The organism is Metabacillus idriensis, assembly GCF_050483325.1.
GTDB classification, from domain to species: domain Bacteria; phylum Bacillota; class Bacilli; order Bacillales; family Bacillaceae; genus Bacillus_P; species Bacillus_P idriensis_A.
Genome location: NZ_JBCMYF010000001.1, coordinates 332,458 through 357,662, shown reverse-complemented (window position 1 = coordinate 357,662; position 25,205 = coordinate 332,458). Strand labels below are relative to the sequence as shown.

The window sequence follows — 25,205 nt, the reverse complement described above, 5'->3', positions numbered from 1 at the left end:
ATATCACCCATTTAGCTAGTTGTCTATACCAGTATAAATCAAGGTAAAACTCCCTCCTATGATGATATGGGTGTTGGCATCATTGAAGGGAATTTAAGTTTATAGACTAAAACAATAAGCTTATGGAATATAGGTAGATCTCGAATTATCTTCTGATTTTTTCAATTTCATCTGCTACAAATTGAACTTGTGTACCCACAATGACCTGAATGCTGTTTTTACCGACAATATTAATCCCCGGTACACCTGTATCTTTAATCTTTTTCTGATCTACAGCATTCATATCTTTCACTTCAATTCTTAAACGGGTCACGCAGTTGTCAACTGACGTCACATTGGCATCTCCGCCTAAACCTTCATAAATTTGAGCAGCCATTCCTGCAAATTTTGATCCTTCAGCGTGAGATTGATTGCTGCTGACTGTATCTTCTTCAAGCGTTTCATCCGAATCTGCTTCTCTTCCAGGAGTAGCCAGATTGAATTTTGTGATTAAGAATCTGAATAACACATAATAAATGACTGCTACAACTAGTCCTTGCAAAAGCAGCATATATGGCTGATTCGCCAGCGGCAATCTTGAACTTAATACAAAGTCAACAAACCCTGCACTAAAACCAAATCCCGCTGTCCAATGGAAAAATGCTGCTACAGCTAATGAAAGACCTGTTAAGGCTGCATGAACCACATAAAGTGCCGGAGCTAAAAACATGAATGAGAATTCAAGCGGCTCTGTAACACCGGTAAAGAATGAAGCAAAACCTGCCGCTAACATAAGCGATGCAGCCTGTTTTTTTCTTTTCGTTTTTGCAGTATGATACATTGCTAACGCTGCGGCAGGTAAACCAAACATCATAATCGGGAAAAATCCTGCTTGATACATTCCTGTAATACCTTTTGTTCCTGTTCCTGCCCAGAAATTACCTATATCGTTAATTCCAGCGACATCAAACCAGAACACTGAGTTTAAAGCATGATGCAATCCAGTAGGAATTAAAATTCGATTGAAGAAACCATATAATCCAGCCCCAATAAACCCTAATTTACTGATCCATGTTCCAAAAGCAACTAAGCCAGTAAAGATGACAGGCCAAGCGAAGAACAATACTACTGAAACAAGCAGCATAGAAACAGCTGTCATGATCGGAACTAAACGCTTACCGCTGAAGAATGATAAAGCAGCCGGCAATTGTACGTGACTAAAACGGTTGTACATCATTGACGCTACAATCCCTGAAAGAATCCCAACAAATTGATTTCCTATTTTAGCAAACGCAGCATTCACATTTTCCGGGTCAACCCCTTGAAGCATAGCTACTGAGTTTGTTGATAGCAGAGTTGTAATAACGAGGTAGGCTACCAAACCGCTCATTGCGGCGGAACCATCTTTTTCTTTAGACATACCTAACGCTACCCCAACAGCAAAAAGAATCGCCATATTGTCAATAATTGATGATCCGGCTTTAATTAAAAATGCTGCTGCCGGATTGCCTGCTCCCCAGCCTGCAGGATCGATCCAATAACCAATTCCCATCAGAATCGCCGCAGCCGGCAATACTGCTACAGGCAGCATCAATGAACGGCCGATTTTCTGTAGATATTTCATCATTTTACATTCCTCCAAAATAAAGTATAGGATAATTAAGAGTTAAAATTGATGAAAAACGACTCCTTGTATTCGTTTTCAAATTTACTATAACATGTATTCAACTAGTTATCTATACCAGTTAACTTTATTTTTTTTTACAAATTAAACCTTTCGAGTGAAAAATGTCGATAATCGCCTAGACCTGTTCTTTTATTCAGTATGGACTTCACATTAAAAAACAGGTACGCTGCTAACTCTTGAGTTCAGCTAAGAAAAAAAGCACCCCATCTCTCAGGGTGCTGCATTCGCTTACTTGTCTTTCTTCTTTTTCAAGTTTACGCCGATGGCTGCGCCATTTCGGCTGGAATCGGCCACTCCTTTAAATGAATCTTTTTCATGATCAATCAGGATGCTTTGCACGTTTCCGATGACCACAGGGCTTGGTCCAAAATTGTGGTTCATTTGATTTAAACGGGTGATGACGTCTGAGGAAATGCCGCTTTCAAAGCGGTACGAGCTCAAATTGTTCGTATAGATTCTAGGCTCCTCGACTGCTGCTTTTAATTCCATATCGTATTCGATTGTGTGAAGAATCGTTTGAAGCACGGATGTGATAATGGTAGGTCCCCCAGGTGATCCGACGGTTAACACCGGTTTTTCATCTTCAAAAACAATAGTCGGAGTCATGCTGCTGAGCGGACGTTTATTCGGCTGCACTTCATTGGCTCCGCCTGGAACAGCGTCAAAGTCAGTCAGTTCATTGTTCAGCATCAAACCGTAGCCCGGAACCATAATCCCTGTTCCAAAAACCTGCTCAATGGTTGTTGTGTAAGAAACAACATTCCCCCATCTGTCGGTCACGCTGAAGTGAGTTGTTTCGCCGTACTGCCTGTCGTTTGGCTGAACCGTTTGTTCATAGTCGGCAGCTCCTTCTTCATATTTCCACGGATCTCCCGCTTGGGGATTTTCATTAACTGCATCAAGACTGATCAGTTCCTGTCTTTCAGAAATGTAATCCGGATGCAGAAGTCCCTCTGCAGGTACATTTACAAACTCAGGATCACCTGCATAAACTGCGCGGTCAGCGTATGCAAGATGCATGGCCTCTGCGAGGAGATGATATTTCTCAGCTGAGCGAACTTCATATTGAGATAAGTTGAAATCATCAAGGATCTTCAGCATCTGCAGCAAGAATACTCCGCCTGAGCTTGGCGGCGGCATGCTGGCAATTTCATATCCTTGATATTCGCCCCAAATTGGTTCATCAATGGTGACATCATATTTCTTCAAATCTTTCGGCGTCATCGAGCCTCCAAAATCCTGAACAGTTCCGGCCAGAGCTTGTCCGATTTCGCCTTTATAGAACGCATCCGTTCCTTTTGAACGAATCAGTTTAAATGTTTTCGCCAAATCTTTTTGAACAAGCTTGTCCCCTTCTTTTAACGGAGTTCCTTTTGGAAGAAAGACATCCTCAGCTGCTGTTGCTGATAACGTTTCGGCATTGTCTGAAATCGCTGCGGCTAGAACCGAATCGATTTTAAATCCCTTTTCAGCAAGCTTAATTGAAGGACTGATCAGCTTATCCATTGATCGTGTGCCCCACATGTCCAAAGCCGTTTCAAGTCCTTTTAATGTTCCTGGAACCCCAACCGCAGTGCCGCCTTTATATCGTTCTGAAAAAGGAATCGGAACCCCATTTTCATCAAGAAACATATCAGGCGCTGCTCCTGCCGGCGCCCGTTCGCGGCTGTTGATAATCGTTGTTTCTTCGGTTTTGCCGTCATACACCATCATGAACCCGCCGCCGCCGATTCCTGACATCATCGGCTCTGTCACATTCAGCGCAAATTGGATGGCAACCGCTGCATCAATCGCATTCCCGCCTTTTTTAAGAACCTCTGCGCCAATTTCTGAAGCCAGAGGATGGGCAGTTGCTACCATTCCATCACGGCCTACATCAACTTGGCTGTACTTCTCTTTTTTCTCGGGCTTTTTAGCCTCTGTACTGGCTGGAAATCCCCCGGCAATCAAAATGGCAATCAGGAAAACACTCAAGCTTCTTTTCATAACCTTCCTCCTCATAAGTAGAATCTCCTCTCTACCATATGGAAAAGAAAATAGAGAATCAAGCGATATATCTGAATTATCTGAATATTAGTCCGTTCATCCTATCCTTATTTATCTCTTTAGGGAATATAGTATGGTATGACATGTAGATATCAATTCCTTTAGCATACAGGAAAAATATGCTAACATTCCTTTATGAAAGGAGACTTAAATGATGATCTTTCAAGTAAAACGAAATGCGATTCTTGTTGCTATTGTGCTCTTTTTGATTATTCTGCCGTTTTTTCTGCTCTTCGAGTCTGAATCACTTCCAACACTGATTATTCCTTTCTTGCTGTCTGCTTTTTTAGCCCACGCATTAATTAAATCTTACTTTGTCATTGAAAATCAAAAATTGATCATCGTGTTCGGGTTAATCAAAAAAGAAATTCAAATTAGGGATATGAAGGAGATCCGCTATTCCAATAACCCGCTCTCAGCTCCCGCATGGACGCTGAAAAGACTTGAAATCATTTTTGCCAAGCCGATTGGAACGAGACCAAATGCCGATACAAGATTTGCCCTTGTCTCTCTGCCTAAGGACGAAACTGGATTTTTTACGGAAATTACGAAGATAAATCCGCATCTTAAAACACCTTAAAAAGTGCCGCACGGCTATCATGCGGCACTTTTTTTCCTAATAAAGCTCAAGCCGGTAAATGGCTTCGCCGTTTTCTTTTTTACCTGTATCTTCAAATCCCGCTTTTTCATAAAGTTTTAATGCCTGAACATTTTCGGGATTGACTCCAAGGAGCAGAAAAGGACTGACATCATAGCGCGATTTCATAAAACTGAGAATGATCTCCAAAGCAGCAAAACCATATCCTTTTCCTTGGTGGCTCTTATCGATCATAAAGCGGACAAGCCAGTACACTCCGTCCTCAGGATCTTTGCCGACCATCGCAAACCCGATCATCTTATTTTCCGCATAAATCCCAAGCGGCAAATAAGATGTTTCAAATTTGGATTCTGCAAGCGAATACAGATTGCCCGCAACAAATCTCTCTTGTTCTTTTTGAACCTTCAGCGATATACACGTCTCCCAATTATGCTTCGTGATGGGATGAAGCTGAATCTGCATGCTGTGCCACCTTCTGTTCCTTTTCAAAGTATGAATCTGTTATTCTTAATACGATGAGGCCGCCGGAAAAATAGACGGCAGATGCTATGAAAAAAAGGTATGTTATGGTAAAGTACTGAGCTAAAAATCCGCCTCCCATAATGGCTGCCGCTGACATAAGCGATGTAAAAAAATGATAAGTTCCAACTTGCATCCCTCTCTTTTCTTCTGTCGTCCACTGTGTCAGCAGCATTTTTTCACCGTGTTTTTGCATTGCTCCAAAGAGCCCCATGATCATTTGGCATACATATACTTCTTCAATTGTCCCAATATGAGGGTAATATAATAGGATCAAAGCCATACCGAACGAAGAAACCGAAAGCATTTCTTTGTCGCTTACCTTCCCAGACATGCGCCCTAAGAGCGGATGAACCAGCGCCGCTGAAAGACCGAATAATCCATATGAGATTCCGAACTGCGAATAAGAGGAACCTATATTTTTTACAAATAAAAGATAGAAAGGGAAAATGAAATTGCCTGCAAAAAACAGCGTGCTCTGAGCCGCAATAAACTTTCTGAACGAATCATTTTTCATCGCGGCCATACTCCTCATAAAAGTAGTTCATGAAAAGTTCCTCTTCGTCATACGCACGCTTCTGCCTGAAAAACTCATCCGATCTGGGATACGCACGCTTCATTTGTTCTTTTGTCGGATAAGGCTGATACGGCAAATAATATGTGCCGCCAAACGAAATGGTGACATCAATCATTTTCCGGATGACGTTCCTGGTCTTTTTAATCTCTTCTTCAGACATCCCCTGATTGATTAACAAAACAAACGCAAACATATCATCACGGCCGTAGGACATGACAGCGTCTTCATTATGATCAACGTATCGAATCGTGATATTAAATAAATTCAGCTCTTCCTCTGTTAATGTCTTCCTCAGACTGTCCACATAGTCTGGGAATGCATCAGCCGGAACAAAGTATTCTTGAAGGATATCTGTATTTGTTTCATGTTCATACTCCAGAAACTCAGACTCTGACCGCATCACATTATTTCTCGTAATATAGGAATCTTCTTTTTTCACAAAATAGTTTTTTTGAGCTTTCCAAAACGTATTTTTTCCCCAGTCGTAATTCCTTGATAGACCAAGCAGGAATTTCATTAGTGCGACATTCTTTTCTTCGCTCAGTTCATCATATTCTGTACGTGCCCCCTGTTCACCTGCAAGCACATAGTTTGTCACATACATTTCCTTCAAAAAAGAATCAGGCGCAGTGGATATTCTGGCAAGATGCATTTTGACATTTTCATTGCCGCTGACTTCATGCTTGAAGTAATCAGCATATTTTTTATAATCGAGAGCTTTTGATTTCATGACATAGAGTTCATCATCCGTTAAGCTGATTTCTGCATCCAAAATGACTCCGAACAAACCATATCCGCCTATGACAAGCGGGAAAAGCTCTGGATTTTCCGTTCGGCTGACGCGCACAATCTCTCCATCCGCGTTCAGCAAATGAAAGGATTGGATGCTTTCTATAAGTGAACCATGACGGATATCCCGTCCATGCACGTTTACACTCATCGAACCGCCAACCGTAAACATATTTTGGGACTGCATGACTTTCACTGCAAGGCCATGAGGGTTGACATGGCGCTGGATATCATCCCACGTCGCCCCGCTTTGAACTGTGATCGTCTTTTTCTTCTTATCAAAATCCAAAATCTTATTGTAAGTAGTCATATCAAGGACGATGGCATCTTTGTAATAAGTATGCCCTCCCTGGCTGTGCTGTTTTCCTGCAATCGAGATTTTCTTATTTGTCTTTTTTGCTTCAGCAATAGCTTTTTTGAATGACTCAATCTCTTTTCCTTTAACGACTTTAGCAATTTTCACAGGCATCAATCTGCTGACATCAGTCATAAGCAACGGATCATTCTTATTTTCCTCAGAAGCTGCATTTAGTGAAAAGAAAAATACTGTTAAAAATCCGAGAGTGAGGAGTACTAAAAATTCCTTTTTCATCAATACACCGCCAAATAGAAAAATGTGTTATTTAGTTACATTTTACACTTAGAGGATATATTTTACAATCATCTTTTATGACAACAGCAGCACCTTCCCATGTTTTAATCTGCAAAAAAGAAGGAATACATACACTAACACCTACTAAAAGGAGATGTTTTTCTTGGATAAGCAAAAATTAAACAAAGATGTACTCGATATATTGGAAAAGCATAAGGTCGGCACACTTGCTACTGTAGTAGATAACAAGCCTCACTCCCGCTATATGACTTTTTTTAATGATGAATTAATGCTTTATACACCTACTAGTAAAAATACACACAAAGCAGAAGAAATTGACGAAAACCCGAATGTTCATATCCTGCTTGGCTATGAAGGTGAAGGATATGGGGATTCTTACATTGAGTTTGAAGGCAGGGCAAGCATCAGCGAAGATCAGGAATTAAAGGATAAAATCTGGAACGATCATATGAAAAACTGGTTGGATGGCCCGAACGATCCAAATTACATCATTCTTGCGATTAAGCCGAATAAAATCAGATTAATGAACAGCGAGCATGAGTCACCCCAGACGTTAGAAGTCTAAGAATTCAAGAACCGGCATCAGGCTGCCGGTTCTTTTTGTGCCAATTTCTTGTTTTCATAAGAACCTCATGAGAAAATGAAAGCAAGAACGCTATCTAGAAGGTGATCAAATGTATTACGTAGTAGTGGATATTGGCTGTTCTGACTGCGGAGAAGCTTCGAATGTTGTCGGCATATTTACGGAAGAAACAAAAGCAAGGACTGCGCTCGAGCACTATAAAGCAACGAACAAACTTGATCTGTATGGGGATGACCATCAATTTTTAATATACAAATTAACAGAGCTCAACTCCATTCACAATAACAGCTTCGACCATCTTATTTATGACAGTGAAGAGGAATGAAGAATCGGGCTTTCTAGGCAAGGCCCTAAAAGAAAGCAGGCAGGAAAAACTTATGTTTTTCCTGCCTGCTTTTCTATGCACTAAATTAGTGGCGTCAGTTCCAGTAGTGGTGCCGCTTTTAATGGGGCATTGCATAAAAAGTGGCGGCTCTCGCCATTGTGCTGCCATTTTTAACGGTTCAATACACCAAAAGTGGCGGCACTTGCCATTGTCCTGCCATTTTTTACGGTTCAATACATCAAAAGTGGCGGCACTCGCTATAGTGGTGCCATTTTTTACGATGCAATACACCAAAAGTTGCGGCTCTCGCCATTGTGCAGCCGTTTTTCACGATGCTATACACCAAAAGTGGCGGCACTCTCCATAGTGCTGCCATTTTTTACGATGTAATATACCAAAAGTGGCGGCACTCGGTTTAGGCCTGCTACTCTTAATTGGACTGCCCCATTCCTTTACCTTAATATCCCTTTAGACCGTGCCTGTTTGAGCCAATCAGGAAATTCGTTTAATAAACGATTATACAATTCCTCGTCTGTCACCTCGTTTAAATCGTCAAGAGCGAAGAAATCAGCATTATCAACGACTCTTCCAGCTAAATCGTCAAGTTTTTGAAGCACACCAAATTTTGCGTTTCCAAGGCCTACAAATTGCCAGAAAACAGGTTGATTGGAGCAATCTATTAATAGGTTCGAAATTTTCTTATCTTCATAGATTCCTCCGTCACTGAAAAACACGACATAAGTAGGCAGGGAATCGCTCGGTTCTTCTTCTGTATACTTGCGGATCACGTCTTTCATGACTTCAGGTTCATTGTTGCCAATGCCAAGACCTCCAAAGAACTTAGGTCTAGGATAGGTTTTCTCTACATATCCCTCAAATTCTCTTTCCGTCACGCTTTTCGCTCTCATTGACTTGCTACCGAAAAACCAAGTATCCATCACTCCGTCATCATCCATGCAGGCAGCGACAGCAAGCACCTTTTCAAAGGCACTTTGAACGGTTCCATTTGAATAAAGATTTGCCATCGACCCGGATGCATCAATGACAACAGCTACTCTTGCCTTCACATGAGGAATCTTTTTCTTTTCAAGCGAAATGACGACTTTCTTTTTCAGCAAATCAATCTTAGTTAAATTAATGGGTGCTTGCTTTATATGATTCTCCTTAATTTCTTCCTCCACGTCCGATTCCTCTTCAACCGTGACACCATGTGCTTCAGCAAGGGGTTTTAGCCCGCCGTTAAAACCTCTTCCTATCGCCCTAAGCTTATACCCCGAAGTATGCCGGTACAATTCGGCAAGAACAAGTGCTTTTTCATCAAGAGCATCAGTAACCTCATATGTAATTTCAGATTGAGCTGTTAAAATTGTTACACTGCATCCCTTTACTTCTTTAAATGAGGCAGATTCTCCATCTAAGGCTGCAGCAAAAACGCACTTTTCCGCTAATGAATTCGGCAGCTGCCCCAATTGAATCGTAAAGACGGCAGATTGGTCAGAAGTCCGCTTGAATGTCACGATTTTCTGAGGATCAGCAGGCTGATTGTAAAAAATCATATAATCATCTGATGGGACCAAGCCATTTGAACCAACCATAAAGCAGCTTATGTCAAGATCGCACGGCGCATATTCCCATGAAATTGAAATGTCGATTGCACCGCCGTTTCCTGCAAGTGCATTGCCCCCTTTTGAAAGCTTAACTTCATTTTTTATCATCCTTATCCCCCCTGTAAAAAGTCCATCTTTATTGTATTACAAAATAGCAGGCAATACTGTAACTCCTTCCAATTTGGGCAAAACGGTTGATTCTTTTTAACAAATCCAGTAAAATTGTAAATTGTGTTTTACGTTCGGATTTAAAAAATGAAGGGAGCCCAGTATGTATAATTCTGTCCTAACACGCAGTGAACAGCCATCCATTGACGCAGAAGAACTTCAGTTTCAGCTTTTTAGAATGCAGGATAATCTGAAGGAAATTGCCAAACGATGGCAGGTTGTCGGAATTGAGCAGACAAAAGAAGATAAATGGGTCGTAGTTTATGCACAAAATGACGGTGATTCATGCAAGGTGATGCTGAATGATTGTGAATCAGCTTATCGGGGGACTTGGGATTTTTCCATCCACGCCACATACAACGATGATAAAGCGATTCACATCGGAGATATTAAAGGCCCTGCAAATAAGGGATACGGATCCATTTGCATGAATTATTTAAAAGAGTTTGCCAAAGATCAAAACATTCCCTACATCACTGGCGACATTGCCAAAAGAGACTGGGATCACGTTGACCGTCTTGTCCATTTTTATGAAAAACACGACTTTAAAGTAAATATTGACTATGACAAGCAAGCTGGCGAAATTGAATGGAATGATATGTATTGAGAAGCAGACAGAGTCTGCTTCTTTTTTTGTTGGTCAAAAAATGCGGAGGTTGCTGTGCCAGCCGAATCTTGATTTTTTACAGTCTGTTTTTCGACGTTACTAATTTTCATTCTTTTTAGGCAATCTTCTAATGGATTATCTCCATTTGAATACTTTTCAAGATCATCTTAGCTTCTATGGTAAAGGTGATGAATACTTTCTCAATAATACGCTTCGTACAGAAGGTACAGCACTTAAAATGGAATCCGACTCGACATAAGTGTTCCAGAACCGAATTTACAGCACTTAATGTGGAATCTGACACGACATAAGTGTTCCAGAACCGAATTTGCAGCACTTAATGCGGTATCTGACACGACATAAGTGTTCCAGAACCGAATTTACAGCACTTAATGTGGAATCTAACACGACATAAGTGTTCCAGAATCGAATTTACAGCACTTAAAATGGAATCCGACACGACATAAGTGTTCCAGAACCGAATTTACAGCACTTAATATAGGCTCCGCCACGACATAAGTGTTTCAAAACCGAATTTACAGCACTTAATGTGGAATCCGACACGACATAAGTGTTCCAGAACCGAATTTACAGCACTTAAAATGGAATCTGACACGATATAAGTGTTCCAGAACCTAATTTACAGCACTTAATGTGGAATCTAACACGACATAAGTGTTCCAGAATCGAATTTACAGCGCTTAAAATGGAATCCGACACGACATAAGTGTTCCAGAACCGAATTTACAGCACTTAATATAGGCTCCGCCACGACATAAGTGTTTCAAAACCGAATTTACAGCACTTAATGTTGACATAATTCTCTCCTCTCTCTCTCACATCCCTAATTTCAAAGTTTTCAAATTATAGGATTACTCTCCTAATACTTAGGGTATGTACAACTAGGGCATTTTTTCCTGTTTACCATAATCGCGCTATTTTAAAAAAAGAAAGGAGCCATGAACCTTCAATGAGAAAAAAAGCATTACTCTTATTCTCTGCCCTTTTTCTAATCAGCATGCTTACCGCCTGCGCAGAAAAAGAGAAATTATCAGATGGCACGGAACTGATTGATAAAGATGAATTTGTGTTTGCGGCTTCAGGTGAATTCAAGCCGTTCAGCTATGTGACGGATGATATGACGATGACCGGATTTGATGTTGCCGTAGGTGAGGCGATCGCAAAGGAGCTTGGCCTTGAGCCAGTTCAAAAGCGGATCAAATTTAAAGGCATTGTTGAAGGCGTGAAAACCGGCCGTGCAGATGCGGCAGTTGCCAGCCACACCATTAATGATCAGCGTGCAAAGCATGTTTCTTTTTCCACTCCCTACTACTATTCGGGTCCTCAGATATTCACACGTCCTGACAGTGATATCAAAACAACAGAAGATTTAAAAGGAAAAGAAGTTGCCGTAGCAAAAGGTTCTACATATGCTGCAACCGCAGGAAAATACACGAAAAACATAAAGATGTACGATAGCGATATTACTGCCCTTAAAGCGCTGAGTACAGGCCGCCACGACGCGGTCATAACTGATTTTGTAACAGGAAAAAGTGCAGCTAAAGGCGGATTTGACATTGCCGGTCAGCAGCTGATCGAACGAAGCGAGCAGGCTGTAGTCATTCCGCAGGATAATCCCGTTCTTTTAAAAAGAGTGAATGAAGCGCTGGAAAAACTCAGACAGGACGGTACCCTTAAGAAAATCAGCATTGATTACTTCGGAGAAGACATTACGACGAAACCTGAGTAACCCACCATTTGCACAGAAAGGATGTTGTTCATTTTGCCTAGTTTTTCACATTTTTTTGATTCGTTAGTTGCGAATAAAGGCGTCTTTTTTGATGCGATGCTTGTCACCCTGCAATTAACAGTTGTTTCTATATTAATCGGTATTGTCATCGGCCTCTTTTTCGCTCTTTTAAAAATTTCTAAATTAAAAGTGCTTGGCATTATCTCGGATACTTACATTTATTTAGTTCGGGGAACGCCTTTGATTGTACAGATCTTCATCCTGTACTTCGGATTCAGCGGTCTCTTTTTAATTCCCGATTTCTGGGCAGCTTCACTGGCTCTTGCGTTCCATAATGGTGCCTATATTGCCGAGATTTTCCGGGGAACCATTCAGTCCATTGATAAAGGACAGATGGAAGCAGGGCGCTCTCTCGGGATGACAAGAGGCCTTACAATGAGAAGAATCATTATGCCCCAGGCTTTCAGACGCGCTCTTCCACCCCTTGGAAACCAGATGATTATCGGGCTTAAGGATTCGTCGCTTGCCGCCTTTATTTCCATAAATGAGCTCTTTAATGTGGCGACAACACTTGGCTCAAACAACTTTGACGAAATGACATTTTTATTAATTGTTGCCGTTTATTACTTAATTTTAGTGGCCATTTTAACACTTATCGTAAATGGTCTCGAAAAGAAAATGTCGATCAGCGACCGCTAAGGAGGTAATGTTTTTTGGAAACGAAAGAAATGATCAAGGTTGAAAAGCTGAATAAATCATTCGGAGACCTGCATGTATTAAAAGATATTGATATGAAAGTGAACGAAAGCGATGTTGTCTGTCTAATCGGTTCAAGCGGATCCGGGAAAAGCACCCTGCTCAGATGCCTGAACTTCCTTGAGAAAAAAGACAATGGAAAAATCATCATTAATGGTGAAGAAATCACTCAGGCTACACATGACATCAATGAAGTCCGCCAAAAAGTCGGAATGGTTTTTCAGCACTTTCAATTATTCCCTCATAAAACCGTGATTGAAAATATCATGGAAGCACCGCTTATGGTGAAAAAAATGAAAAAAGAACAGGCAGCCTCTGAAGCCCGCGCCCTGCTTGAAAAAGTTGGCCTTTCAGATAAAGCCGATGTGTATCCAAATAAACTTTCTGGAGGCCAGAAGCAGCGCGTGGCGATTGCCCGAGCCCTTGCGATGAAGCCTGAAATCATGTTATTTGATGAACCAACATCAGCACTTGATCCTGAGCTTGTAGGTGAAGTATTAGCGACAATGAAAGAGCTCGCTGTTGAGGGAATGACGATGGTTGTCGTCACGCATGAAATGCAATTTGCCCGCGAGGTGGCCGATTGGATTGTATATATGAACGAAGGGCGAATTGTTGAAAGAGGCCACCCTGATGACTTCTTTACCAATCCTCAGGAAGAACGCACGAAAGAATTTTTAAAAACGACTCAGTTAAATTAAATGAAAAGCGGAACCGACTGTTCTGACGAGGGACTAGGAGGTGGAGCTAGCCATTTATCTAAGAACAAAAGCTCAGATAACTATATTTCCTTATCTGCCCCCCTTTTATAAAATCTTAAAAACACAAAAAAGACGTGAGATTTCCGGATCTCACGTCTTTTTATTTGCTCTCTACAATAAATTTCATATTGCTTTTGTCTGCAGAATTGAGTATGATGAAAACGGTTCAAAGAGGTCTGATGACTAACATCCAATTACTTACAATAGATACCAGCTTGAGAGGAGATTTTTGATGAAAGAAAGAGCATTATTTTTTATCACGGGATTATTGATATTAACACTTGGTGTTTCACTGATTATCAAATCAGGATTAGGAGCATCTTCATGGGACGCGCTCGCTGTGGGCGAATCAAACATGTTTGGCCTGACAGTCGGAACTTGTATTTTCATTAATGGAATCGCTTTAATTTTCATCAATGCTTTTTTGTTGAAGAAAAAGCCTGAAATTCTTGCAGCAGCAAGTATTCTCCTAATTGGAGCATTAATTGATTTTTGGCTGCTGGTTGTTTTAAAACACTATTCGCCTACTGTCCTGTTTTTCCAAGCTTCAGCTCTTATTGCAGGCATTCTCTCAATGGGCGTCGGAGTAGCTATTTACCTGCAGGCTAAATTCCCTGCAAGCCCGATGGACACATTGATGGTTGCGATTCATACTCGTTTTGGTCTGAACTTAAGAAATTCTCGAATCATCAGTGAAGCATTCGCTCTTCTGCTTGCTTTTATTTTTCAAGGGGCGATCGGAATCGGAACATTTATCGTCACGCTTACATTAGGCTTTGTTGTTCAGTACTTTTTCCCTAAATTTGAAGGATTATTATCAAGAATGAGCAGCAAACTATCTTATAAATAATCCAAATTTCTTTTAAAAATAGGGTTGCTTTGTTCCTAGTAATCTATTATAGTTGAATACGTCAGAGGTCAGACATCAGATGACGGCTGACTCTCTTTTCGGAATTAGATGAAAGCGTATACAGATTCTTTTCAAAAAAATGCTTTTAAATACATCACAGAGGTGAAGAAAATGAAATACCTAATCGCCCTTCTCGGTTTAGCGATTGTACTTGGATTAGCATGGGTTGCAAGCAGCGACCGCAAAAAAATTAAGTTCAAACCTGTTGCCCTAATGATTGTGATTCAAATCGTATTAACATTCCTTTTATTGAACACGAAGTTTGGTTTGATCATGATCACAGCGATTGCTGATGGATTCGGCAAATTGCTTGGCTATGCAAATGAAGGAATCATGTTCGTTTTCGGCGGACTTGCAAATGATGGACAAGCTCCATTTTTCTTGAATGTATTGCTTCCGATCGTCTTTATCTCAGCACTTATCGGGATTTTCCAGTACATTAAGGTTCTTCCTTTTATCATGAAAGGCATTGGCTTTGTATTAAGCAAAATCAATGGTATGGGCAAACTCGAATCATATAACGCAGTGGCATCTGCCATTGTTGGACAATCAGAAGTTTTCATTACTGTTAAAAAACAGCTTGGCCAATTATCATCACAGCGTCTTTACACGCTTTGTGCTTCAGCTATGTCTACGGTATCCATGTCAATCGTTGGTGCTTACATGACAATGATCGAGCCAAGATACGTTGTAACAGCAATCGTCATCAACCTGTTTGGCGGATTCATTATCGCATCAATCATTAATCCTTACACGGTTTCTGATGAAGAAGATATTCTTGTCATTCAAGAAGAGGAAAAACAATCCTTCTTCGAAATGCTTGGCGAATATATCATGGATGGATTTAAAGTAGCTATTATCGTAGGTGCAATGCTTATCGGTTTCGTTGCTTTAATCGCTGCTGTCAACAATATTTTCGATATGATTTTCGGGATTACATTCCAGGGAATCTTAGGTTACATTTTTGCCCCAATTGCATTCATTATGGGTGTTCCTATGAGTGAAGCAGTTGCTGCCGGCGGAATTATGGCCACTAAATTAGTGACAAACGAATTCGTTGCAATGATGGATTTAGCAAAAGTATCTGAGAACTTCAGCGAACGCACACTTGGAATTATCTCAGTATTCCTTGTATCCTTTGCTAACTTCTCTTCAATCGGAATCATTGCAGGTGCTGTTAAAGGACTTCATGAAAAACAAGGGAACGTTGTTGCCCGCTTTGGATTGAAATTGCTTTACGGTGCAACACTTGTAAGTATTTTATCTGCGATTATTGTAAGTATCGTATTGTAATAATAAAAAGCAGCAGGGAGACGTTATAAGCCCCTGCTGCTTTTTTTGTTTTTATTTAAGCTTCTTCCCATCAAACATAAACCTGTAAACCGGCAGTTCTTGTCCAACTTCAGAAGGAATGTATCCAAATGTGACATAGCTGTCAATCGATTCCGGTTCTAAAGAAAGTGACAGCAAGTTGTTTTGCGGCTGTGCAGATAAGAAAATGTATGTGCCTTTCGGGAACACAACCTCTTTCTTTTCAAGCTTCGTCTGCACTTCTGAAAGCTGGATGCCTTCATACTTCTCCGTGTTTTCCTTGCTGGTTACTTCATAAGCTTCAACCGGCAGCTTCATTTGCTTTGGCAGCTGGAATCCTTTTAAGCCCTGATTCTGAAGCTTAGCAGCAATTTCTCCCTGGTCTGGCTTCAGCACATAGGCTGTCGGCCTTTCTCTTGTTAACGTCGCTTCTGCTTCTGTTGCACTGAAATAGTTCACTGGAATATCTTTTACCGTTCCCGTTGCAATATCAATCATTTCAAGCGTTTGATTTTCAAGTTCCACGGCTTCGCTGTTGACGATGACAGGATCTTTATCATTGCCGCGCAGCCCTTTTTTGATTAGCTTAGCACGCTCTAGCGCTACTGTCGTTTTGACTTTTTTCGCATTCTCTGCAGTCTGTCTTAATATATGCTCGTGCGTGGCAATTTGAGCAGCAACACGGCGACCGAAATCTTCTCTTCCAATGGCAATTCCGCGGCTTTCAACTAAAAATGAAAACGACGTCTGCAGGCCAAAAGCGTTCCGGCCAATGCGCGGCTCAGTTCCCCCTTCAAGGATATCAATCTCTCCATTAGTTACTCCAGTTGTATAATAGCGGTCACCTGTAAAGCCCTTGTCTTCTAACGTATTTAAAGTCGGATCGACATACAGGCTGTCGGACATCGTCCGGATTTTTTCAGGAATGTTTAAGTTTCTTCCTGATAATAGCAGAATATCATGATATTTCAGCAATCCGCTCTCACCGAACTTATCAAAAGAACTAGAATACGGTGTGTATTCATGAGCATCTATGACTACCTCTGGAGTATACTTGTTGTATTCATGATGTATCGCCTGCACCTCTGGCGATTCAAGCTTTACATGATCTCTGTTTCCATCAAGACCGTTTTGCAGCTGGCGTTTAAAATTGTACGAGCCGTCCGGATTCACACGCGGTACGACAATAACGTTTATTTTATCTAAAACCTCATCCCCAAGTTCCCCTGTCAGCCGGTTCGCGATCGCTAGAATCGATTCTCCGCTTGCCGGCTCATTTCCATGAATCTGGCTTTGGATCCATACAGTCGGTTTTCGGGATAAATAACTAGGGTTGATTTTATGATCTTTCGTAAAATAAAGGGCCGGGATTTCAAGGCCATTTTGAGAAGTGCCGATGTTTTTCACCGAAACATACGGGCTCTTCCCTTTCAGCTCTTCTATGTAAGCAAGCATTTCCTCCTGAGTTGTAAAAGCTTCTTCTCCTTTTACAAATGCAGGTGTTCCATCCGTTATTTCAATCTCAGGAAACAGCGGCCTTACTTGTTCAGGCTGGCTGTAAGTCTTCCCGTAATACGGTGTATCAGCGCTCACTGCAGGCGCTAATAAAAAACTGGCTGTCAATAATACTGGAATTGAGCTTTTTTTCAGAACCTTTTTCATGGACTGCCTCCTCTTTCTTCTTGTAATTCTAATGATAGAGGAAAAGAGTTTTATTTTCAAAAAATTAAGAATAGTTTATTACTCCCATGAAATTCGACAATTTTATATATTTCGGCTAAATCAGGACATATGATACAATTATTATTTCGTGATTCGAAGGTTTTATAGCTAAGATAACTCAGCAGCTTTTGATTTCGTTTCGCTTTTCCTTCTTTTGAATCATTTTTCCATTCATACAAAAAGAGCCTGAAATTCATCTGAATTTTGACCCCTCTTCCATGGTTAACCAGACGGTTCAGTTTTCTTTTCCACACAAGTTTATAGGGGCCTATTCTGCTTGTTTGTGTACCTGTATTTTCGTTAATCGATTTTATAGGGATCCATTCTGCTTGTTTGTGTACCTGTATTTTCGTTAATCGGTTTTATAGGGATCCATTTTGCTTGTTTGTGTACCTGTATTTTCGTTTATCGATTTTATAGGGTTCCATTCTGCTTGTTTGTGTACCTGTATTTTCGTTTATCAATTTTATAGGGTTCCATTCTGCTTGTTTGTGTACCTGTATTTTCGTTAATCGATTTTATAGGGATCCATTCTGCTTGTTTGTGTACCTGTATTTTCGTTAATCGATTTTATAGGGATCCATTCTGCTTGTTTGTATACCTGTATTTTCGTTAATCGATTTTATAGGGATCCATTCTGCTTGTTTGTGTACCTGTATTTTCGTTTATCGATTTTATAGGGTTCCATTCTGCTTGTTTGTGTACCTGTATTTTCGTTTATCGGTTTTATAAGGCTTCATTCACATCGTAAAAAAGAGGCCAACATTTATCATTGGCCTCCGGACAGTTTTTTCTTTTTTCTCAGTTCCTTATATTTTTCAAATTCAAATCCATGTAAAAATGCTTTTGCCGCGGAATATCCCGATTGATAAAGCAAGGCAATCTCTTCGTCCTTCAAATCAAAATCAGTCGCGGTAATCCCCCCTGCAGGGATTTGAATCGTTCTTTCTTTTGTTTCTTTAGTTAAATGCCTAAGATCATGTGCCTGCAGCATTGTTTTAAAGATATTCTTAAAAAGATGAATGGGTGTTGGAATCACTGCCCCCATTTGAATTTCCTCTTTCACAAACCTGAAGCCGAAAGTCGGAAAGCGCGGCTCCTCTTTCGAATCAAAGATCCAGATTGGAAAATTGCTGAGCAGCCCTCCATCTAATATATAAGAGGTAAATCTTGTTTTTGACTTCCATTTGACCGGCCTGAAGAAAAAAGGCAGAGAGGCGCTCATCATGACGGCAGTTGATATTTTTACATCGCCTGGTTTCATGCTGTATTTCGGTAAATCATCCGGTAAAATAAGCATTTCTCCGTTTGAAACATCTGATGCGATAATCTTCAGTTTCCCTGCCGGCAGATCGTCAAAAGTCCTGATCCCTTTAGCGGCAAGCATAGAATCCACCCATTCTTCCAGATAATCATTTTTGTAAAATCCTAAATGAATCATGAGTTCAAATAGTCCGCCGACAATCGGGATATAATTTAATAAGGATTTGCCTCTAAATTTAGTAAAATCCATTTGGATAAGAAGATCGCGGATTTCATAGCTTTTATACCCGCTTGCCAAAAGAGCAGCGATTACCGCCCCGGCTGACGTGCCGGCAAGTCTCTCCCACTCCACCTGCTCTTCTTCCATTGCCAAAATGGCTCCGGTAAACGCAATTCCCCGAACGCCTCCGCCTTCAAATACCCCGTCTGCCTTCATAAATGGTCACCCCGCAGGATCAGATTTTCTCTCTTCCTACCTTCAAGATTTCAGCTCCCAATTCCTTTTTGCAATGTTCAAATGATTCCATTCTCCCAGCATTTTCTTTTCATGGTTCAGCAGCCATTCTTTTCTCCACGTTTCCCAGGCGTATCCCGTCAGACTGCTGTTTTTCCCAATCACCCGGTGGCATGGTATTAAAATGGCAAGCTTGTTTTTGCCATTAGTCATGCCTACTGCTCTAGACGCTTTTGGGCTTCCTATTTTATCCGCAATTTCGGAATATGAAGCTGTTTGGCCGAACGGGATAGAGGTGACTTCAGACCATACCTTTAGCTGAAAAACGGTTCCGTTTGCATCGATTGGAACCGTAAAAAAAGGGTTTTCTCCTTTAAAATAATCATCAAGTTCTTGAATACACCGCACAATATAGGGATGACAGTCTGATTCTTTTTCTGCCGCATCCGTAAAAGAAACACCGGATATTCCCTTCTCAGAACCAATCACTTCAATCCATCCGACCGGTGAATGATAATATCCTTTCATTTCAATGACACCTCCCATTTCTTTATTATAAACGCCTTCTCTATTGTATTTTTGCGGTTTCATTTCTCCTATTACGAGATCAAACACCCACATGATAAAATGAAAGAAAGGAGCTGATCTTATGGAAATGAAATTTTGGAATGCCATCGTATCCTGTGATCAAACCTATGATGGCATTTTCTATTACGGTGTCCGTACAACTGGCATCTTCTGCAGGCCTTCTTGTCCTTCAAGAACACCTAAACAGGAGAATGTAACGATTTATGCAGATATTGACACCCCTGTTCTTGATGGGCTGCGTCCCTGTAAACGATGCCGTCCGGATGAGCTGCTGACTCGTTCCATTATACAAACAGCAAAAGCCTATATAACTGATCATCTTACAGATGAAATAACTCTCGGTAAATTGGCAGAAAAGCTATATATAAGTCCCTTCCATCTGCAGAGGATTTTTAAGGATGCAACGAATACGTCGCCAAGCCAGTATTTGCTGGAGAAAAGAGTACAACGGGCTGAGCAGCTTATTCGTGAAACAGAGCTTCCCATACAAGAAATCGCCTCTGCAGCAGGGTTTAAAAATGCAGCTCACTTCTCAGCCGTTTTTAAAAAGAAAACGAATCTCTCGCCAACCGAATACCGTTCGACTCATTAAAAAAGAGAGAATCCGCACGGAATTCTCTCTTTTAACCTCTATTTATTCAGCAGGCCTTCATTTTTCAGATAATCTTCAGCCACTTCTGCAGCCGGCTTTCCTTCTACATTTACTTGATAATTCATATCACGCATTTCATCATCTGTAATTTTGCCGGCCAGTTTGTTCAAAGCATCTTCAATTTCCGGATGCTCTTCAAGTGTTTCCTGCTTTACTAACGGTGCTCCCTGATAAGGCGGAAACAGATTTTTATCATCTTCAAGAACCGTTAAGTCATACTGCTTCAGTTCACTGTCGGTTGAATAGGCATCAATCAGATTGATTTCCCCTGATTGAATCGCTTCATACCTTAGTTTTGGCTCCATTGTTTTTAAGTTTGGAAAGGTCGTTCCATATAGCTTTTGAATCCCTTTATAGCCGTCCATTCGATCTGAAAATTCGAGGGTAAACCCGGCTTTCATATTGCCTGCGACTTGTTTTAAATCCGACATTTTTTCAAGGCCATACTGATTAACCGCTTCTTTCGGAACAGCAAGTGTATATGTGTTGTTGAACTGCATCGGCTCTAGATAAGCCATATCAAATTCTTTTTGCATGCCTTCTTTCGCCTGCTCATACACTTCTTTCCTGTCTGTGCTGACTGCCTCCTCTTTTAAGAAGGTAGTGATGGCTGTACCCGTAAACTCCGGGTAAATATCGATATCGCCAGATTCAAGTGCGTTGAATACAAACGACGTTTTTCCAAGACCCGGCTTCACTTCAACTTCTAGATCTGTGTCCTGTTCAATCAGCAGTTTGTACATATTGATTAAGATTTCAGGCTCAGAGCCAAGTTTTCCTGCAATCACGATATCTTTTTTCCCTGTGCCGAATGAGAGCGGCACAGCTGCGATCAGTACGGCGATCAGCGCTGCAACCCCAATGGCTTTCATCGATCGTTTTGCAGATGCTTTTTCCACTAATCGAAGGATGATGTCAAAGAAAATAGCGAGCAATGCAGCAGGAATGGCTCCAAGCAAAATCAGCATATTGTCATTTCGGTCAATTCCAAGAAGAATCAGCTTTCCGAGGCCTCCTGCTCCAATTAGAGCGGCAAGCGTTGTTGTTCCAACGATAAGAACCATAGCTGTACGAATACCGGCCATGATGACAGGGAGAGCGAGCGGAAGCTCCACTTTGAACAGGCGCTTTGAGCTGTTCATCCCCATCGCTCTGGCAGCTTCTATTAAAGAAGGATCCACTTCTTTGATCCCCGTGTATGTATTTCTTAAGATTGGCAGCAGCGCATAAATCACTAATGCAATAATAGCCGGCACAACCCCAATTCCAACAAGAGGAATCAGCAATCCAAGCAGTGCAAGCGAGGGGATTGTCTGCAGGACCGCTGAAACCCCGATCACCCCTTCAGCCGCCTGTGCTTTTCTCGTTAAATAAATGCCAAGCGGAATCGAGATCACCACTGCAAGCAATAAAGCTATGAAAGAAATTTGAATATGTTCAAACAGAGCGGACACAAGCTCACCCTGTCTTTCCTTAAAAACATCACTAAATGCATTCATAGATTAACCTCTTTCTTCCGTTCGTCCAGATAGAAACTGAACGGCAGACTCTCTAGTAATGGTGCCGATTATTTGCCCATTCCGTTCAACTGGAACCATGTCTTCTTCCCCTAAACGGGCTAAGGCCTCTCTGATTGTTGCGGAATATGAAAGCGGCACTTTAAGTGGATCTGTCTCCTGAGGAGGACGCACGAACCCTTCAATAGAACCATCCAGCACATTAACGGCAGCACGATTGCCGATAAATTCCCTGACGAACTCATTTGCAGGATTTGCAACAATGGCTTGTGGTGTATCGACCTGAATGGCCTCTCCATCTTTCATCACACAAATACGGTCTCCCAACGCGAGGGCCTCTTGCATATCATGTGTGACAAATACAATTGTCTTATGAATTCGCTTCTGAAGATCAAGCATGTCCTGCTGCAGTTTTTCACGGCTGATCGGATCAAGCGCGCTGAATGGCTCATCCATCAGAATAATATCCGGATCTGCCGCAAGCGCTCTGATGACGCCGATTCGCTGCTGCTGGCCGCCTGATAATTCGCTCGGTTTCCGTTTTCGATATGTACTCGGTTCAAGACCTACCATTTCAAGCAGTTCATCTGTTCGTTTACTGATTTTATCCGCGTCCCATTCTCTGAGTTCAGGAACAATCGCGATATTCTCTTCAATTGTCATATGCGGAAACAGCGCAATCTGCTGCAGGACATAGCCAATGTTCCAGCGAAGTTCATGAATATCGTAATCATGAACATTTTTTCCATCGATAAACACGGATCCGTCTGTTGCGTCAATCAAACGGTTAATCATTTTCATTGTCGTTGTTTTTCCGCAGCCGGATGGCCCGATAAAAACAAAAAATTCCCCTTCTTCTATCGTTAAATCCAAGGCATTAACGGCTTTTGTACCATCCTTAAACACCTTAGATACGTTCTCAAAGCGGATCATCAGCTCACCTTTTTCTATTATGTAGTTAAAAAATAGTCATACCTTTTCCTCTATTACCCGAAATAATCAGAAGGTATTCATGTTTTTTCAAATAACAAAAATTTTTTCTTAAGCAAAAGTGGAATTATCTGTATAATACTAGAAAAGAGAGGATGAAGCCAGTAATGAAAATCAAAACGGATTCTGTAACAGGATATAAGGATGCTGTCATTTCTTATACGCTTCTTAGCAAAAATGCTGAAGCGAAAAGCCTCGCCATCATGTTTCCAGGTCTGGGTTATTCAGCTCAGGGACCTCTTTTTCATTATTCGACAGGGGTATTTCTAAATAAGAATGCGGACGTGCTGCAGATTAATTATCAATACAATTCAGCATTCTATGAATCTTTTTCAAATGATGAACTTGACGCGGCGTTAAAAAGTGATGTACGAAACGTCATCGACACTGTATTAAGCTCACATACTTACAGTAATTTTTATCTGATAGGAAAATCATTGGGAACCATTGGCTTAGCTTCTGAGCTTGGCAGAACAGCCTTTTTCGATGCAAGAGTGATTTGGCTGACGCCGCTTTTGAATCGGGAAGATGTTTTTGTCTCGATGGTAAAAAGGAAAAAAAGAGGATTGTGCATTATTGGTGATAAGGATCCTTATTATAAAGAAGATCGATTTCAGGAGCTGAAGGAAAATCCGGCAATCGATACCCTTCTTATTACTGACGCAAATCATAGTTTAGAAGTGGAAGGGGATCCTGCGGATTCCATAGATCTATTAAAAGAAGTGATGAAGAAAATTGCAGCATTTTAAAAGCGCGGCAGTGAGCCGCGCTTCTTTTTATTCAAACAGCTGATCAACGGCACTTTGAGGAAGAGCTTTTTCTCCGCCAATGATGTAATAAACCGCTGTTGAATCCATATACTTTTGAACAGTTGTCTTCGTGGCAGCATTAGCCTGCTTTGGATCTGTCAATACGACAGGGCTGAAACTCATGGCTGCAAGTGCAGAACCTGCAAGTGCATCAGGATAGTTTGTTCCTGTGGCAAGATACGTGTAGAATGGATTAATTTCATCTGCAAATTGGTCAATGATCCGGCTGTTTGTTTCATAGCGGTCTTTGCCGCTGATTCGTTTCATGCCTGGCAGTTTTTTGGCAGTCGCGTCAGAAATAGCACCTGTTCCGCCAATAACATACGTTTTATCTGCTTCCCAGCGTTTCATGTAACTAGTAACAGATGATGGAATTGAGTCTTTATTTGCAAGCAAAATCGGCATTTCCAATTGAGCAGCGATTGGAGCTATAGATAGAGCATCTGCAAATGTTTTTCCTGTTGCAACTACGACTGTTCCATAAGTTCCAATTTCCTCAGCGATTTTAACAGAAGTCTCAAATCGGTCTTTGCCGCTGATTCTAGTAACAAAGATGCCCATTTTTTCAAGCTGGGTTTTAACATTGTCAGAGATTGCTCCCTTTCCTCCCACTAAAAAAACATCTTGTACATTTAAACGGTCAAGCTCAGTTTTCACTGATGCCGGAAGATTATTAGGATCTGTAAGCAGCAGTGGAGCCCCGTATCGATAAGCAAGCGGCGTCGCGCTTAGAGCATCTGGAAAATTCGTTCCGGTTGCAAGAACAGCGAACTCTGATCCTCCATCAGCCCAGCCATCCTGAGAAAGCTTCACAGCTGTTTCATAGCGGTCTTTGCCGGAAATTCTCTCAAACGTATTCTCGAGAGGTTCTTCTTCATAACCGGCAGAATGGAAAATTAAATAATCCTCATTTAAGTCTGTTGAAAAAGGATTTGTAACCTCAATATAATAAGTTCCTGGAGCAAGTGATGCTTCCAGATACTGAAGACCTCCGCCTTCCTCGTCTGCTAACATACTTTCAGCAACTTTTTTCCCGCTGGCATCAAGTAATCGCACATCCATCACTCGTGAAGTTTCTTCACTGATCTCGTCTTCATTTACCATTAAAGATAATAATGAATATTCTTCAGTATCAGCAACTGAAAACTTGAAGTAATCAACATCTTTTCCATTATTGGAAACTTGATTATGTATCGTTCCAGATAAATAATAATCTACTTCCGAATAAGTAGCTTTCTCCATAACATTGTTTGGTTCGTCTTCGTAATAAGTTGCTTCATCCTCATTAAAACTTGCTGCTTTTATTTCATTTTTCCCTAAGCCCTTCTGGTCAACAGCAGATGCCAGTTTCTGTTCGGCTGTCTGTACCGGACTTGTTTCTGCAAATCCCTGCCCCATAGGAAGTGCCAGAAATAATCCGCACGCTAAGATCCATTCTTTTTTCATGTTATCCCCCTGTTTTCTATATGAAATCTATTAGATTATACTCGTAATTTTTGGTAGATGTAAGATACATTTCCCATAAATTAGGCTGTCTTATTAACTATTTCTTTCGACTTATTTTGACAAGTTGAATATAAGAAAAGCGTATTATTAACTATTTCTTTCGACTTATTTTGACAAG

General features: G+C 41.1%; 23 protein-coding genes. 11 read left to right on the top strand and 12 right to left on the bottom strand.

What is annotated here, in order from left to right; all coding sequences use genetic code 11:
- Nucleotides 1–145 precede the first annotated feature (145 nt).
- Complete coding sequence (gene nagE / locus ABEQ24_RS01700) at nucleotides 146–1,606, bottom strand: N-acetylglucosamine-specific PTS transporter subunit IIBC (protein ID WP_430005146.1); 1,461 nt, start codon at nucleotides 1,604–1,606, stop codon at nucleotides 146–148.
- Nucleotides 1,607–1,894: 288 nt separating this feature from the next.
- Nucleotides 1,895–3,652 (bottom strand): gamma-glutamyltransferase, encoded by a 1,758-nt coding sequence (ggt, locus tag ABEQ24_RS01695; RefSeq protein ID WP_430005145.1) that lies wholly within the window; start codon nucleotides 3,650–3,652, stop codon nucleotides 1,895–1,897.
- Between the two features lie 214 nt (nucleotides 3,653–3,866).
- Between ggt and ABEQ24_RS01690 the strand changes: the two genes are divergently transcribed.
- Nucleotides 3,867–4,292: a PH domain-containing protein gene (locus tag ABEQ24_RS01690; protein WP_430005144.1), complete on the top strand. Its 426-nt coding sequence runs from the start codon at nucleotides 3,867–3,869 to the stop codon at nucleotides 4,290–4,292.
- A 36-nt stretch (nucleotides 4,293–4,328) separates the two neighbouring features.
- Here the strand turns inward: ABEQ24_RS01690 and ABEQ24_RS01685 are convergent, their stop codons facing one another.
- The 3 genes from ABEQ24_RS01685 to ABEQ24_RS01675 are packed head-to-tail and all read right to left on the bottom strand — an operon-like array spanning nucleotide 4,329 to nucleotide 6,787.
- The gene (locus ABEQ24_RS01685) at nucleotides 4,329–4,772 is read right to left on the bottom strand and encodes a GNAT family N-acetyltransferase (protein WP_430005143.1); all 444 of its coding nucleotides are present in this window, start codon (nucleotides 4,770–4,772) and stop codon (nucleotides 4,329–4,331) included.
- Entirely contained in the window at nucleotides 4,738–5,346 is a 609-nt protein-coding gene (locus ABEQ24_RS01680; protein WP_430005142.1) for an MFS transporter, read from the bottom strand. Before ABEQ24_RS01680 ends, ABEQ24_RS01685 begins: the two co-directional genes overlap by 35 nt.
- Nucleotides 5,336–6,787 carry an FAD-binding oxidoreductase gene (locus tag ABEQ24_RS01675; protein ID WP_430005141.1) on the bottom strand — a complete coding sequence of 484 codons (1,452 nt, stop codon included), beginning with the start codon at nucleotides 6,785–6,787 and terminating at the stop codon, nucleotides 5,336–5,338. Before ABEQ24_RS01675 ends, ABEQ24_RS01680 begins: the two co-directional genes overlap by 11 nt.
- Before the next feature lie 163 nt (nucleotides 6,788–6,950).
- Here ABEQ24_RS01675 and ABEQ24_RS01670 point away from each other — a divergent pair, with 163 nt between their 5' ends.
- On the top strand, nucleotides 6,951–7,373 hold the full coding sequence (locus ABEQ24_RS01670) for a pyridoxamine 5'-phosphate oxidase family protein (RefSeq protein ID WP_430005140.1): 423 nt from the start codon (nucleotides 6,951–6,953) through the stop codon (nucleotides 7,371–7,373).
- Between the two features lie 109 nt (nucleotides 7,374–7,482).
- Entirely contained in the window at nucleotides 7,483–7,716 is a 234-nt protein-coding gene (locus ABEQ24_RS01665) for a hypothetical protein (RefSeq protein WP_430005139.1), read from the top strand.
- A 452-nt stretch (nucleotides 7,717–8,168) separates the two neighbouring features.
- Here the strand turns inward: ABEQ24_RS01665 and ABEQ24_RS01660 are convergent, their stop codons facing one another.
- The gene (locus ABEQ24_RS01660; RefSeq protein WP_430005138.1) at nucleotides 8,169–9,431 is read right to left on the bottom strand and encodes a VWA domain-containing protein; all 1,263 of its coding nucleotides are present in this window, start codon (nucleotides 9,429–9,431) and stop codon (nucleotides 8,169–8,171) included.
- A gap of 163 nt (nucleotides 9,432–9,594) precedes the next feature.
- Here ABEQ24_RS01660 and ABEQ24_RS01655 point away from each other — a divergent pair, with 163 nt between their 5' ends.
- From ABEQ24_RS01655 to ABEQ24_RS01630, 6 genes are all read left to right on the top strand, one after another.
- The gene (locus ABEQ24_RS01655; RefSeq protein ID WP_430005137.1) at nucleotides 9,595–10,098 is read left to right on the top strand and encodes a hypothetical protein; all 504 of its coding nucleotides are present in this window, start codon (nucleotides 9,595–9,597) and stop codon (nucleotides 10,096–10,098) included.
- A 970-nt stretch (nucleotides 10,099–11,068) separates the two neighbouring features.
- Nucleotides 11,069–11,848 (top strand): transporter substrate-binding domain-containing protein, encoded by a 780-nt coding sequence (locus ABEQ24_RS01650; protein WP_430005136.1) that lies wholly within the window; start codon nucleotides 11,069–11,071, stop codon nucleotides 11,846–11,848.
- A 33-nt stretch (nucleotides 11,849–11,881) separates the two neighbouring features.
- Nucleotides 11,882–12,547 carry an amino acid ABC transporter permease gene (locus ABEQ24_RS01645; protein WP_430005135.1) on the top strand — a complete coding sequence of 222 codons (666 nt, stop codon included), beginning with the start codon at nucleotides 11,882–11,884 and terminating at the stop codon, nucleotides 12,545–12,547.
- 29 nt (nucleotides 12,548–12,576) lie between these two features.
- Nucleotides 12,577–13,305 carry an amino acid ABC transporter ATP-binding protein gene (locus ABEQ24_RS01640; protein WP_430005287.1) on the top strand — a complete coding sequence of 243 codons (729 nt, stop codon included), beginning with the start codon at nucleotides 12,577–12,579 and terminating at the stop codon, nucleotides 13,303–13,305.
- Nucleotides 13,306–13,597: 292 nt separating this feature from the next.
- Complete coding sequence (locus ABEQ24_RS01635) at nucleotides 13,598–14,215, top strand: YczE/YyaS/YitT family protein (protein WP_430005134.1); 618 nt, start codon at nucleotides 13,598–13,600, stop codon at nucleotides 14,213–14,215.
- 171 nt (nucleotides 14,216–14,386) lie between these two features.
- Complete coding sequence (locus ABEQ24_RS01630; RefSeq protein ID WP_430005133.1) at nucleotides 14,387–15,568, top strand: NupC/NupG family nucleoside CNT transporter; 1,182 nt, start codon at nucleotides 14,387–14,389, stop codon at nucleotides 15,566–15,568.
- Between the two features lie 51 nt (nucleotides 15,569–15,619).
- Here the strand turns inward: ABEQ24_RS01630 and ABEQ24_RS01625 are convergent, their stop codons facing one another.
- The 3 genes from ABEQ24_RS01625 to ABEQ24_RS01615 form a co-directional block, all read right to left on the bottom strand.
- Entirely contained in the window at nucleotides 15,620–17,248 is a 1,629-nt protein-coding gene (locus ABEQ24_RS01625) for a M14 family metallopeptidase (RefSeq protein ID WP_430005132.1), read from the bottom strand.
- Between the two features lie 829 nt (nucleotides 17,249–18,077).
- A complete protein-coding gene (locus ABEQ24_RS01620) occupies nucleotides 18,078–19,007 on the bottom strand; it encodes a patatin-like phospholipase family protein (protein WP_430005131.1) in 930 nt (309 codons plus the stop codon).
- Nucleotides 19,008–19,049: 42 nt separating this feature from the next.
- Nucleotides 19,050–19,553 (bottom strand): methylated-DNA--[protein]-cysteine S-methyltransferase, encoded by a 504-nt coding sequence (locus tag ABEQ24_RS01615; protein WP_430005286.1) that lies wholly within the window; start codon nucleotides 19,551–19,553, stop codon nucleotides 19,050–19,052.
- Between the two features lie 121 nt (nucleotides 19,554–19,674).
- On the opposite strand from ABEQ24_RS01615, the gene ABEQ24_RS01610 reads away from it, so the two are divergent.
- Complete coding sequence (locus ABEQ24_RS01610; protein WP_430005130.1) at nucleotides 19,675–20,205, top strand: bifunctional transcriptional activator/DNA repair enzyme AdaA; 531 nt, start codon at nucleotides 19,675–19,677, stop codon at nucleotides 20,203–20,205.
- A 38-nt stretch (nucleotides 20,206–20,243) separates the two neighbouring features.
- Here ABEQ24_RS01610 and opuFB read toward each other — a convergent pair whose 3' ends face one another.
- Both opuFB and ABEQ24_RS01600 read right to left on the bottom strand, forming a co-directional pair.
- Nucleotides 20,244–21,764, bottom strand: a complete 1,521-nt coding sequence (opuFB, locus tag ABEQ24_RS01605) for an osmoprotectant update ABC transporter permease/substrate-binding subunit OpuFB (RefSeq protein ID WP_430005129.1) — start codon at nucleotides 21,762–21,764, stop codon at nucleotides 20,244–20,246.
- A gap of 3 nt (nucleotides 21,765–21,767) precedes the next feature.
- Entirely contained in the window at nucleotides 21,768–22,715 is a 948-nt protein-coding gene (locus ABEQ24_RS01600; RefSeq protein WP_430005128.1) for an ABC transporter ATP-binding protein, read from the bottom strand.
- Between the two features lie 164 nt (nucleotides 22,716–22,879).
- Between ABEQ24_RS01600 and ABEQ24_RS01595 the strand changes: the two genes are divergently transcribed.
- Nucleotides 22,880–23,521 carry an alpha/beta family hydrolase gene (locus tag ABEQ24_RS01595; protein ID WP_430005127.1) on the top strand — a complete coding sequence of 214 codons (642 nt, stop codon included), beginning with the start codon at nucleotides 22,880–22,882 and terminating at the stop codon, nucleotides 23,519–23,521.
- Between the two features lie 27 nt (nucleotides 23,522–23,548).
- Here the strand turns inward: ABEQ24_RS01595 and ABEQ24_RS01590 are convergent, their stop codons facing one another.
- Complete coding sequence (locus tag ABEQ24_RS01590; protein WP_430005126.1) at nucleotides 23,549–25,027, bottom strand: cell wall-binding repeat-containing protein; 1,479 nt, start codon at nucleotides 25,025–25,027, stop codon at nucleotides 23,549–23,551.
- Nucleotides 25,028–25,205 lie beyond the last annotated feature (178 nt).

What these genes read in the sequence shown, in the direction of transcription:
- nagE (WP_430005146.1), bottom strand. Translation starts at nt 1,606, where the DNA reads ATGATGAAATATCTACAGAAAATCGGCCGTTCATTGATGCTGCCTGTA.
- ggt (WP_430005145.1), bottom strand. Translation starts at nt 3,652, where the DNA reads ATGAAAAGAAGCTTGAGTGTTTTCCTGATTGCCATTTTGATTGCCGGG.
- ABEQ24_RS01690 (WP_430005144.1), top strand. Translation starts at nt 3,867, where the DNA reads ATGATCTTTCAAGTAAAACGAAATGCGATTCTTGTTGCTATTGTGCTC.
- ABEQ24_RS01685 (WP_430005143.1), bottom strand. Translation starts at nt 4,772, where the DNA reads ATGCAGATTCAGCTTCATCCCATCACGAAGCATAATTGGGAGACGTGT.
- ABEQ24_RS01680 (WP_430005142.1), bottom strand. Translation starts at nt 5,346, where the DNA reads ATGAAAAATGATTCGTTCAGAAAGTTTATTGCGGCTCAGAGCACGCTG.
- ABEQ24_RS01675 (WP_430005141.1), bottom strand. Translation starts at nt 6,787, where the DNA reads ATGAAAAAGGAATTTTTAGTACTCCTCACTCTCGGATTTTTAACAGTA.
- ABEQ24_RS01665 (WP_430005139.1), top strand. Translation starts at nt 7,483, where the DNA reads ATGTATTACGTAGTAGTGGATATTGGCTGTTCTGACTGCGGAGAAGCT.
- ABEQ24_RS01660 (WP_430005138.1), bottom strand. Translation starts at nt 9,431, where the DNA reads ATGATAAAAAATGAAGTTAAGCTTTCAAAAGGGGGCAATGCACTTGCA.
- ABEQ24_RS01655 (WP_430005137.1), top strand. Translation starts at nt 9,595, where the DNA reads ATGTATAATTCTGTCCTAACACGCAGTGAACAGCCATCCATTGACGCA.
- ABEQ24_RS01650 (WP_430005136.1), top strand. Translation starts at nt 11,069, where the DNA reads ATGAGAAAAAAAGCATTACTCTTATTCTCTGCCCTTTTTCTAATCAGC.
- ABEQ24_RS01640 (WP_430005287.1), top strand. Translation starts at nt 12,577, where the DNA reads ATGATCAAGGTTGAAAAGCTGAATAAATCATTCGGAGACCTGCATGTA.
- ABEQ24_RS01635 (WP_430005134.1), top strand. Translation starts at nt 13,598, where the DNA reads ATGAAAGAAAGAGCATTATTTTTTATCACGGGATTATTGATATTAACA.
- ABEQ24_RS01630 (WP_430005133.1), top strand. Translation starts at nt 14,387, where the DNA reads ATGAAATACCTAATCGCCCTTCTCGGTTTAGCGATTGTACTTGGATTA.
- ABEQ24_RS01625 (WP_430005132.1), bottom strand. Translation starts at nt 17,248, where the DNA reads ATGAAAAAGGTTCTGAAAAAAAGCTCAATTCCAGTATTATTGACAGCC.
- ABEQ24_RS01620 (WP_430005131.1), bottom strand. Translation starts at nt 19,007, where the DNA reads ATGAAGGCAGACGGGGTATTTGAAGGCGGAGGCGTTCGGGGAATTGCG.
- ABEQ24_RS01615 (WP_430005286.1), bottom strand. Translation starts at nt 19,553, where the DNA reads ATGAAAGGATATTATCATTCACCGGTCGGATGGATTGAAGTGATTGGT.
- ABEQ24_RS01610 (WP_430005130.1), top strand. Translation starts at nt 19,675, where the DNA reads ATGGAAATGAAATTTTGGAATGCCATCGTATCCTGTGATCAAACCTAT.
- opuFB (WP_430005129.1), bottom strand. Translation starts at nt 21,764, where the DNA reads ATGAATGCATTTAGTGATGTTTTTAAGGAAAGACAGGGTGAGCTTGTG.
- ABEQ24_RS01600 (WP_430005128.1), bottom strand. Translation starts at nt 22,715, where the DNA reads ATGATCCGCTTTGAGAACGTATCTAAGGTGTTTAAGGATGGTACAAAA.
- ABEQ24_RS01595 (WP_430005127.1), top strand. Translation starts at nt 22,880, where the DNA reads ATGAAAATCAAAACGGATTCTGTAACAGGATATAAGGATGCTGTCATT.
- ABEQ24_RS01590 (WP_430005126.1), bottom strand. Translation starts at nt 25,027, where the DNA reads ATGAAAAAAGAATGGATCTTAGCGTGCGGATTATTTCTGGCACTTCCT.